Source organism: Fundicoccus ignavus (assembly GCF_009659375.1).
Taxonomy (GTDB): domain Bacteria; phylum Bacillota; class Bacilli; order Lactobacillales; family Aerococcaceae; genus Fundicoccus; species Fundicoccus ignavus.
This window is the reverse complement of sequence record NZ_WJQT01000016.1, coordinates 50,622-62,015: the sequence shown is the minus strand read 5'-3', so window position 1 is coordinate 62,015 and position 11,394 is coordinate 50,622. Positions and strand designations below refer to the sequence as shown.

9 protein-coding genes are annotated in these 11,394 nt (G+C 34.1%); 7 read left to right on the top strand and 2 right to left on the bottom strand.

What is annotated here, in order from left to right; genetic code table 11:
* Positions 1-165: 165 nt before the first annotated feature.
* Together GF867_RS10275 and rpmH are read right to left on the bottom strand one after the other, a co-directional pair.
* Positions 166-669 (bottom strand): NUDIX hydrolase, encoded by a 504-nt coding sequence (locus tag GF867_RS10275; RefSeq protein ID WP_153833020.1) that lies wholly within the window; start codon positions 667-669, stop codon positions 166-168.
* A gap of 94 nt (positions 670-763) precedes the next feature.
* Positions 764-898: a 50S ribosomal protein L34 gene (gene rpmH, locus GF867_RS10270; RefSeq protein ID WP_153833019.1), complete on the bottom strand. Its 135-nt coding sequence runs from the start codon at positions 896-898 to the stop codon at positions 764-766.
* A 501-nt stretch (positions 899-1,399) separates the two neighbouring features.
* Here rpmH and dnaA point away from each other — a divergent pair.
* The 7 genes from dnaA to GF867_RS10235 all read left to right on the top strand — a co-directional run bounded on the left by dnaA (position 1,400) and on the right by GF867_RS10235 (position 11,250).
* Positions 1,400-2,731, top strand: coding sequence for a chromosomal replication initiator protein DnaA (gene dnaA, locus GF867_RS10265; RefSeq protein ID WP_153833018.1), 1,332 nt, complete (start codon positions 1,400-1,402; stop codon positions 2,729-2,731).
* 179 nt (positions 2,732-2,910) lie between these two features.
* Positions 2,911-4,059 (top strand): DNA polymerase III subunit beta, encoded by a 1,149-nt coding sequence (dnaN, locus tag GF867_RS10260; protein WP_153833017.1) that lies wholly within the window; start codon positions 2,911-2,913, stop codon positions 4,057-4,059.
* Between the two features lie 181 nt (positions 4,060-4,240).
* Positions 4,241-4,483: a S4 domain-containing protein YaaA gene (gene yaaA / locus GF867_RS10255; RefSeq protein WP_153833016.1), complete on the top strand. Its 243-nt coding sequence runs from the start codon at positions 4,241-4,243 to the stop codon at positions 4,481-4,483.
* On the top strand, positions 4,480-5,604 hold the full coding sequence (gene recF / locus GF867_RS10250; protein ID WP_153833015.1) for a DNA replication/repair protein RecF: 1,125 nt from the start codon (positions 4,480-4,482) through the stop codon (positions 5,602-5,604). The genes yaaA and recF overlap by 4 nt, the downstream gene beginning before the upstream one ends.
* The gene (gyrB, locus tag GF867_RS10245; RefSeq protein ID WP_153833014.1) at positions 5,604-7,529 is read left to right on the top strand and encodes a DNA topoisomerase (ATP-hydrolyzing) subunit B; all 1,926 of its coding nucleotides are present in this window, start codon (positions 5,604-5,606) and stop codon (positions 7,527-7,529) included. The genes recF and gyrB overlap by 1 nt, the downstream gene beginning before the upstream one ends.
* Before the next feature lie 35 nt (positions 7,530-7,564).
* Positions 7,565-10,084: a DNA gyrase subunit A gene (gyrA, locus tag GF867_RS10240; protein ID WP_153833013.1), complete on the top strand. Its 2,520-nt coding sequence runs from the start codon at positions 7,565-7,567 to the stop codon at positions 10,082-10,084.
* Between the two features lie 251 nt (positions 10,085-10,335).
* Positions 10,336-11,250: a LytTR family transcriptional regulator DNA-binding domain-containing protein gene (locus GF867_RS10235; RefSeq protein ID WP_172974008.1), complete on the top strand. Its 915-nt coding sequence runs from the start codon at positions 10,336-10,338 to the stop codon at positions 11,248-11,250.
* Positions 11,251-11,394: the final 144 nt, after the last annotated feature.

Below are 11,394 nucleotides of genomic sequence, written 5' to 3'. Positions count from 1 at the left end.
TGACGAAGCGGCTCTATAGACGAATATACTCTAATCCAACAGATGACTAATATACTTACATCAAAAAAAGACGATAGAACTAAATCTATCGCCTTAAATATTCACCAACACTATTTGACAAAGAACCAATAAAAACTCCTGAACTTTCTAAATAAAGTCCAAGAGCTATCCTTTTATCAAATGCCAATATTTATTTTTAAGTAGTGCTACATTGAATGAAAGTATTTCATTTTGTTCGACTAATTGTAAAAAATTCTCAACACTCACCCATTGATAATCTATCGTTTCACCAGGTTGTAGCTTAACTTGCTCCTTTGAAGTCGTGACCTTAGTGTAATAGTCTGTATAAAACACATGGTATTGCGTATCAATACGATTATCAACTTTAATCAATTCACGGGCTTCAATACCAGTTTCTTCTAATAATTCACGTTTAGCACCTGCTGCTACTGTTTCGCCTGCTAGAATACTTCCTCCTGCCGAAGCTTCATACTTGCCCGGAAATAGTTCTTTTTCGAAATCTCTTTGCATAATTAAAATAGACCCATCTTGATGTTGAACTAGAATACTCACTACATGATGATACAAACTGTCAGGTATTGCTTCACCCCTAACATGATTTGATTCAATTAAGCTACCTTCCAGATTAAACAAATCCCAATATTCCATCTTTTATCCTCCAAAATATTCTGAACTCAGCTTTCAAAATCATTCTATAAAAACAAAAAAAGGTTCCTAAAAAATAGGGACCTTCAAACATTAATTATGCAGCTATTTTTTTTCTACCTTTTAGACGACGTCTAGCTAATACGTTACGTCCATTTTTGGTGCTCATTCTTTTACGGAAACCGTGAACTTTTTTGCGAGTACGTTTCTTTGGTTGATATGTTCTTTTCATCTGATACACCTCCTATATCTACTGTTAAACAATACTAGAATAGTTTAATGAAGTATCGGATAAAAGTCAAGAATATTTTTCATCTTTTTTTTCATTAATTTTTTATGCACATATTTATTTTTGTTATGCACATGGCTTGTGGAAATTGTTGATAACTGTTATAGTCATTTTCTGTGATTCACACCCCTTTTGGTTGTTTATCGACAAATTAACAAGGTGTCAATAACCGATGTTTTTTATACACAGATTCTGTGCATAACCTTTCGAAGTGTGATAAAATCAATATGTACGAGATTGTTAGTTATGCACACTTTCGAAAAATACGCTTAACTCATTTTTACTTATCCACAACTCTTATTAACTTGTTCATAAGTGATTTGTTAACATGTTCGTAACTATTTTTATAGTTTTCAACTTGTGGAAAACTCGTATTATGCTACAATATTTGTACGTGTTTAAACTGTGCATAACTACATAATTGATTGAGGTGAATTTTAGATAATGGATGAAAAAGAGCGTTTTTGGCACGAAATCACGACTTACTTAAAGGATATTCTTTCGTTAACTTCTTATACAACATGGGTTGAACCAACCAGTGTCACTCGTTTAGGCAATCAATCTATTTCAATTGCTGTTCCAAATAGTTTAACTAAAAGTTACTGGGAACGTCATTTAGCTGGTTACATTCTTCAATATAGTTTAGAAAACTATGGGGTTGAATATGAACCTACTTTTATTATTGTGCCGGAAGATGAACCTGAATCCTTACGAAATAAGCCTGATATCTTAGCGTCAGATAATGAATACTTCAGTGATTCTCAATTGAATCCGAATTATACTTTTGAAAATTTTGTCATTGGTGAAGATAATAAAATGGCTGGTGGTGCAGCATTAGCTGTATGCGATGGGCCAGGTAAAACCTACAATCCTTTCTTAATTTATGGTGGCGTTGGATTAGGTAAAACCCATTTAATGCAAGCAATCGGTCATGAAATAAAACGTAAGAATCCTGCCGCTAAAATAAAATATGCGACAAGTGAATCTTTCGTAAATGATTTTATTACCAGTATTCAAAATGGTTCTCAAAAAGAATTTAGAGAAATGTACCGTAACATTGATGTTCTATTAATTGATGATATTCAATTTTTATCTAAAAAAGATGCTACTCAGGAAGAATTTTTCCATACATTTAATGCTCTTTATAATAATGAAAAGCAAATTGTATTAACGAGTGATCGTCTGCCTAATAACATCGATAATTTAGAAGAACGTTTAATTAGCCGCTTCAAATGGGGACTATCAACTGATATTACACCACCTGATTTAGAAACGCGAATAGCAATTTTACGTAAAAAAGCGAGTAGTGATCGTCTCGATATTAGTTCAGAAACATTAACTTACATAGCAAATAATGTCGACACAAATATTCGAGAATTAGAAGGAGCTTTAATGAGAGTTATTGCTTTCGCTGCCATTGAAGGCCGTGATATTAATTCTAATTTAGCTGCCGAAGCTTTAAGTAACATGTTGGGCGATAATGAAAAGAAACCCATTACTGTTTCTGAAATTATTAATCAAGTTAGTCGTTTCTATCAGATTAGTGGTGAAGCAATTAAAGGCAAAAAACGTACTAAAGACATTGTCCATGCACGCCAAGTAGGCATGTACTTAGCCAGAGAACTAACAGAATTATCGTTCCCTAAGATTGGTGATGAATTTGGGAAGAAAAATCATACCACAGTTATTCATGCTTATGAAAAAATAGCCGATAATTTAGATGAAGATGATGAGTTAAAAGATCAATTGAAGCAATTAAAACAGAAGCTTTCTTAAAATTATTTTTCCACATGTGCATAACTTACAAAATTATCTATGACTTATGCACATGTCAACTAACAGGCCTAACTATTATTCTTATCAGTTTTATATGACTTATAACCAATATAAACAAGGCCTACTACTATTACTTATTATTTATATTAATATTATTTATTTATAAAGGAGTAGATGAAATGAAATTTACGATTAATCGCAATGCTCTCACTACGCAATTAGCAAACGTATCAAGAGCTATTCCTTCAAAAGCTACAATACAAATTCTTACTGGTTTAAAATTATCTGTCAGTAACGAAGGAATTACCTTAATTGGTAGTGACTCAGATATATCTATTGAGAGTTTCTTACCTATTGATGATGAAACATTAAACTTAAATATTGAAGAAACGGGTCACGTAGTCTTACCAGCACGTCTTTTCAATGAGATTGTCAAAAAATTACCTTTAGAAAATGTAACGATTGAAATGAATGAAAATTTCTCCGTTACTGTAACTTCAGGTAAAGCAATGTTTAATATTGTAGGTATTGATGGTGATGCGTACCCTCACCTACCAGAGATTGAGGCAGACAAACGAATTACTTTACCAACCGCTTCATTCAAACAAATGATTAACCAGACAATTTTTGCAGCATCAAATCAAGAAAGTCGTCCAGTATTAACAGGTATTCACTTACAAGCAACAAGTAATTACTTAACTGCGATTGCTACAGATAGCCATCGTTTAAGTAAACGTGAAATTCCAGTAGATATTAATGAAACTCAATTAAACTTTGATGCCATTACGATTCCTAAGAAAACAATGACGGAATTAACACGTATCATTGAAGATGATCAAACATTATTTATGATTGTCGCGCAACAACAAGTTATTTTTATTGCGGACAACTTAACCATTTACTCTCGTTTATTAGAAGGGAATTATCCAGAAACAAGCCGTTTAATTCCAACTTCTCACCAAACAGAAATGGTTGTAAATGCGAATGAGTTCCATCAAGCAATTGATCGTGCAGCCTTAATGTCGCATGAAGGGAAAAATAACGTTGTTCAATTAACAGTGGACAATGCAGTTGTTGAATTATCAGTAAGTGGTAACGAAGCAGGACATGTTGCTGAGATTATTAATACTAAAACAGCAGGTGGAGATGACTTAAAGATTTCTTTCAACCCAGATTATATGAAAGACGCTCTAAAATCATTTGGAGATATAGCGGTTAAAGTTGAATTCCAATCAGCTGTACGCCCATTATTAATTTCTGCAGAAACTGAAAGTGAAATTCCACATAATCAATTATTACAATTACTTACACCAGTAAGAACCCATTAATTTTCTTTCCAAAATATAAAATTAAAAAATTCAGCCTTTTTAGGCTGTTTTTTTTATTTAGATAGATTTTATAATATTTAAGTATTTAGCCTGAGGTGCTAAATATTAGCGATTTATTTGTTGTTTGAGTAGTTTTTATGGTATAATTAGAGTGATATAGAAGGAATACGGGTGATAAATAATGATAAAAAGAATAGTAACAATTCAAGATGATTTTATTACGCTTGGGCAATTACTTAAACACGAGAGTATTATCAGTAGTGGTGGAATGGCCAAATGGTATTTAAGTGAATATGATGTGTTTGTAAATGAACTACAAGAACAACGTCGTGGAAAAAAATTATACGATGGTTATAAAGTTTATTTACCAAATGAAGAGTTAGAAGTAACAATTCAATCAGTAAGCACTACAAAACAATCATGAAAATTAAAGAATTAGCTTTAACAAACTATCGAAATTACCAAGAGTTATCGTTAACTTTTGGTGATGGCTTAACGATAATAACCGGAGAAAATGCCCAAGGAAAAACCAACCTCCTTGAGGCCATTTTTTTGTTATCATTAGCCAAAAGTCATCGAACAAACCATGACCAAGAATTGATTCAATGGGAAGAAGAGTTAGCTACTTTACAAGCAACGATAACGACGGAGCACTTTGAATTTCCGTTAGAGTTGATTTTGAATAAAAAAGGTAAGATAGCAAAGCTGAATCATATTGAACAGAGTAAATTAAGTCATTTTATTGGGAAATTCAACGTTATTCTTTTTGCTCCTGAAGATTTACAATTAATAAAAGGCTCACCAAGTTTAAGAAGAAAATTTATTGATTCTGAACTCGGACAATCACATCCAGTTTATCTACAAGAACTTTTAAGTTACCAACGAATTTTAAAACAGCGCAATGCTTATTTAAAACAGTACGGTCGGACTTCACAATTTGATGACATATACTTCGAAATTTTGACTGAACAATTAGTTGAAAAAGCAACATTAGTCATTAAATATCGCGTTAAATTCATTGAAGAACTTGAAAGAATTGCTGAGCCTATTCATCGTGATTTATCGAATCAACGCGAACAATTAAAAATTATTTATCAAAGCAGCAGTTCAAAATTAGAATATAATGACCTAAAAGATATCGAAGCGCAATTACTAGCGTTATTTAAACAAGCTTTGAATCGTGAGAAAGAACAAGGGATTACAGTCTACGGTCCTCATCGCGATGATATTATTTTTTATATAAATGATAAAAAAGCACAATTTTTTGGTTCTCAGGGACAGCAAAGAACAATTGTATTAAGTATCAAATTAGCGGAGTTAGAATTATTTCATAATATGACTGGCGAATACCCAGTTTTATTGCTTGATGATGTTTTGTCTGAACTGGATGACAATCGTCAGATGATTTTAATGAGCCATATTGAAGATAAAGTTCAAACATTTTTAACAACTGCATCAATTGAAGGGATTAAACTCCATGAATTAAAAAATGCAGATATTTTGTATGTTGAGAAAGGTCAAATTAGTAGAGGAGAAAGTGCTTAATGACTGATAATAGTAAAGAATTACATCAAGATTATAATGCTGATCAGATTCAAGTCCTAGAAGGACTTGAAGCGGTTAGAAAACGTCCAGGTATGTATATCGGTTCCACTAGTGGAGTTGGTTTGCATCATTTAGTTTGGGAAATTGTGGATAACTCCATTGATGAAGCCTTAGCAGGTTATTGTGATCATATCGAGGTAACCATTGAAGCAGATAATAGTATTTCAGTTCTTGATAATGGACGTGGAATCCCTGTAGATATTCAAGCTAAAACAGGTCGTCCAGCTTTAGAGACTGTTTATACTGTTTTACATGCGGGTGGTAAGTTTGGTGGAGGCGGATATAAAGTGTCCGGAGGGCTACATGGTGTTGGTGCTTCGGTTGTTAATGCCCTATCAAGCAATTTGTCTGTTGAAGTCCACCGTGATGGAAAAATCCATCAAATGAAATTTGAACGTGGTGCAATCGCACAAGAAATTACGATTATTGCTGACACAGATAAGACAGGAACTTTTGTTAATTTTGTTCCAGACCCAACTATTTTTACTGAAACAACGGACTTTAAATATGAAACGTTGATGACACGGGTACGTGAATTAGCTTTCTTGAACAAAGGTTTAAGAATCTCAATTGAAGATAAGCGTGAAGAACGTGAAGCGAAAGCAAGTTATTATTATGAAGGTGGAATTAAGAGTTACGTTGAATACTTAAACGAAAGTAAAGTTGCAATCGTGGAAGAGCCGATTTACCTTGAGGGTGAACAAGATGGTATTCAAGTTGAAATTGCGATGCAGTATACCGATACCTATCATACAAATATTTTGTCATTTGCGAACAATATTCATACGTACGAAGGTGGGACACACGAATCAGGTTTTAAAACAGCATTGACGCGTGTGTTGAATGATTATGCTCGTAAAAGAAATTTAATTAAAGAAAATGAAGAAAATTTAAGTGGTGAGGACACACGTGAAGGAATGACATTAGTACTTTCAATCAAGCATCCAGAACCACAATTTGAAGGGCAAACTAAAACGAAATTGGGTAACTCTGAAGTAAGAACCATTACGGACCGACTATTCTCAGCTGCCTTTGAGACATACTTAATGGAAAATCCTAAAACAGCCCGTATTATTGTGGATAAAGGTATTATTGCTTCTAAAGCACGTAATGCTGCTAAAAGAGCTCGTGAATTAACACGTCGTAAATCTGGTTTAGAGATTAGTAACTTACCAGGTAAATTGGCTGACTGTTCAAGTAAAGAAGCTGAGAAATGTGAATTATTTATTGTCGAGGGAGACTCTGCTGGAGGATCTGCTAAACAAGGTCGTTCACGTATGTATCAAGCGATTCTACCAATTCGTGGTAAAATATTGAACGTTGAAAAAGCTTCAATGGATCGAATTCTTGCCAATACTGAGATTCGTTCTTTATTTACGGCAATGGGAACTGGCTTTGGCGGTGAATTCGATGTCGCGAAAGCGCGTTACCATAAATTGATTATTATGACCGATGCGGATGTTGATGGGGCCCATATTAGAACCCTTTTATTAACATTAGTGTTTAGATATATGCGTCCATTATTAGAAGCAGGATATGTTTATATTGCGCAACCACCTCTTTACCAAATTAAACAAGGTAAGAAGGAAACATATATTGCGACGGATGAAGAGTTAAAAGAATGGCAAGCTGCAAACCCTGACGCACGTTATTCATTACAACGTTATAAAGGTTTAGGGGAAATGGACTACGATCAATTATGGGACACTACAATGAATCCAGAAAATCGTCGAATGTTAAAAGTATCCGTAGAAGATGCGATGGAAGCCGATAAAGTCATTGATATGTTAATGGGTGATGAAGTAGAACCTAGACGTATTTTTATCGAAGAAAATGCACAGTACGTACAAAACTTGGACGTTTAATTATTTCTAAGTACTAGAAGGGAAAGGAAAATAGAATGAGTGAAAATTTTGATCCTTCAACACAAAGTTTTGAAGAAATAAATTTACCAGAAGAAATGCGAACATCGTTTCTGGATTATGCAATGAGTGTTATTGTTGCTCGTGCTTTACCAGATGTTCGAGATGGTTTAAAACCGGTTCATCGCCGTATTCTTTACGGAATGAGCGAGTTGGGTGTTACACCGGATAAACCATATAAAAAATCAGCCCGTATTGTTGGGGACGTAATGGGGAAATATCATCCTCACGGGGACTCTGCAATTTATGAAGCGATGGTTAGGATGGCACAGCCGTTTAGTTATCGTCAAATGTTAGTTGATGGGCATGGAAACTTTGGTTCTGTCGATGGTGATGGGGCAGCTGCGATGCGTTATACCGAAGCACGTATGAGTAAAATCGCTTTGGAAATGCTCAAAGATATCAACAAAGATACGATAGATTTCCAAGCTAACTATTCTCAAGAAGAAAAAGAACCTGTTGTTTTACCAGCTAGATTTCCTAACTTACTTGTGAATGGTGCCTCAGGGATTGCGGTTGGTATGGCAACAAACATTCCACCACATAATTTAGGTGAAGTAATTGATGCGACAGTATTATTAATGCATAATCCAGAAGCAACGACTGCGGAACTAATGGAAGTTTTACCAGGACCCGACTTCCCTACTGGTGGTATTGTGATGGGAAAATCAGGAATTCGTAAAGCTTACGAAACTGGTAAAGGTAAGATTATAGTTCGTGGTCGAGTTGAAATTGAAAAATTTGGAAATGACCGTGAAAGAATTATTATTACTGAAATTCCATATGGAGTTAACAAAGCTAGGCTTTGGGAGCGAATTGCAGAGTTAGCTCGTGAAAAGCGTATTGAAGGTATTACATACGTAGCCGATGAATCAGGCCGTGAAGGAATGCGTGTAGTGGTTGAGTGTCGACGTGAAACAAGCGCGAGTGTCGTCTTGAATAACCTATACAAACAAACATCATTACAAGTTAGTTTTGGTTTTAATATGTTAGCCATCGATTTTGGGGTGCCAAAAGTGTTAGGCTTGAAAGATATTTTATCTAAGTATATTGATCACCAAGTAATTGTCATTAGAAGACGAACTGAATTTGAGAAACGTAAAGCAGAGAACCGTGCTCATATTCTTGAAGGTTTACTAAAAGCTTTAGATGTTATCGATCAAATTATCGCAATTATTCGTGGTTCTAAAGATGGGGAGAAAGCTAAACAAGAATTAATTGAACAATTTGCGTTTACTGATATTCAGGCTCAAGCGATTTTAGACATGCGTTTAGTTCGTTTAACAGGCTTAGAACGCGACAAAATCGATACAGAGTATAAGGAATTAATAGCTTTAATTCAACGCTTAACTGAAATTTTAGGTAGTGAAGCACGCATTCACGAAATTATTGAAGATGAATTAATTGAAATTAAAACAAGATTTAATGATGATCGTCGTACTGAATTATTAGTCGGAGAGGTTTTAAGTCTAGAAGACGAAGATTTAATTGACGAAGAAGATGTACTGATTGCATTAACAACGAATGGTTACATTAAACGAATGACTGAAGATGAATTCCATGTTCAAAATCGAGGTGGTCGTGGTGTTAAAGGAATGGGTATGTCAGATGATGATGCTATCCAAACCTTAGTATCATGTTCAACGCACGATACCCTTCTGTTCTTTACGAATAAAGGGAAAGTTTACTCTAATAAAGGTTATGAAGTTCCAGAATATGGCCGTCAGGCTAAAGGTATTCCAATTATAAACTTATTGAATATCGAAAAAGATGAATACGTTAAAGAATTAATTAACGTCCGTCATTCTGCCAACAGTGAAAATCATCACCTTGTCTTTGTTACTAAACATGGAACTGTTAAGCGTTCGAAAGCGAGCGACTATTTCAACATTCGAAATAACGGTCTAATTGCTTTATCAATGCGTGAAGACGATGAGTTGATCAACGTATTAGTTACAAACGGTGAGCAAGGACTAATTATCGGAACTCATGAAGGCTATGCGATGGCTTTCGACGAAAATGATGCTCGTGTTATGGGCCGTACTGCAACAGGTGTTCGTGGTATTCGTTTACGTGAAGGTGACTTTGTTGTAGGGGCTGCTGTCTTGAACGAAGATAGTGAAGTTTTAGTTGTAACTGAGAATGGTTATGGTAAACGTACTATGGCAAGCGAATATACACTGAAAAACCGTGGTGGTAAAGGTGTTAAAACTTCAAACATTAGTGAAAAATCTGGAAAATTAGCTGGAATCTTAGCGATTGAAAGCTTAGAAGAAGATTTGATGTTAATGACTGACCAAGGAGTTGTTATTCGAATTAGTGTTGAGAGTATTTCTCAATCATCAAGAGCAACACTTGGGGTTCGTATGATTCGTTTAGATGATGGTGCAATTGTTAGCTCAATTACTAAACTGATTAAATCAGAAGGTGAAGAAGCTGCGGAAGCATTGAATGATGAGGCTGACTTAGATGAAGCAGCTGATGAGGAAGAAGAATAATAATTTTTAAACGCAAGCTTAGCTGTTGTTATATGACAGTTAAGCTTTTTTTTTCTTTATTCACCTCTTCTGCGACTCTTATTGACAAAGCAAATAGTTATACGTACACAATTTTTTTCAAAATAAGTATCTTATTTAATATTTTGTACGTATGGTTTATTAATATGTGTTGGGGTAGTTAATTATATCTGTAAATAATTTGACTATGCTATACTGTAGAAATAGTTGAAATGAATGAGAGGTTCAATAGGATGGAAATAAATTTTAAGTCAGTTATTCAAAGTAATGAAGATCAAATGATTCAATTATCTGTAGAAAATCCTACCGTTATTCATACGAATAACAAAAATTTTGATGCGCTTGAACAATTGATTCGTCATGAGAATATATTTCAATTGCAAACAAATCAACAATTTTTTAAACGCTTAACAGTTAAAGAACAGGTAAAATTTTTAGTTAAATGGTATGGTAGTTCGCTTAATATTGATGACTTACTCGCTCAATTTATGTTACTAGAGGAACAAAATATCAGAATTCAAATCTTAAAACCTGAAATAATCCAAAGGATTTCTTTTATTCATGCTTTGCTTACAAGCGAAGCGGTAATAGTGACTTTTAATCCATTTATTCATTCGTCTAATGAGAATATTCATCTCTTTCATAAATTAATCGAACAATTAAAACACGCAAATCGTAAATTGTTAGTCATCGCTTCACGCATTGAGGATGCTTTTATTGTGCAACCAAACATCTGGGGTTTGAAATCGACCGGTTTAGAACAAATTATTACCGAAGAAAATGAGCTTGAAACGAACGATTCAGCAAAAATTCCGAGTAAAATAAAAGTTAAAGTTGAAGATAAAACAATATTTGTCGATATTGAAGCCATTGAGTATGTTGAAAGTCATGATGGAAAAGTAGTTATCATGATTGAACAAGAACGTTATATCTATGATTCAACATTAGCGAATGCAGAATTACTGCTTAAAGATGCTGGTTTCTATCGCTGCCATCGATCTTATTTAGTTAACCTACATAAAGTAAAGGAAATTATTAATTGGTCGAAAAATTCATATTCAGTCGTGATTAGGAATAGTACAGAGGATAAAATTCCACTTTCTCGAACAAAATATAGCGAAATCCAAGAACTTTTAATCAATCTTTAGTACAATTCAGCTGAAATTAGTACATTTTAGCGAAATTTAATCTATCTAAGGCAGTTTACACTACAAGTCATTTAACTATCTCTACAACTCACTGGATTCGCTTGCGGTGGGTTTTTTTTATGAATTAAACTATAGTTAGAAAGC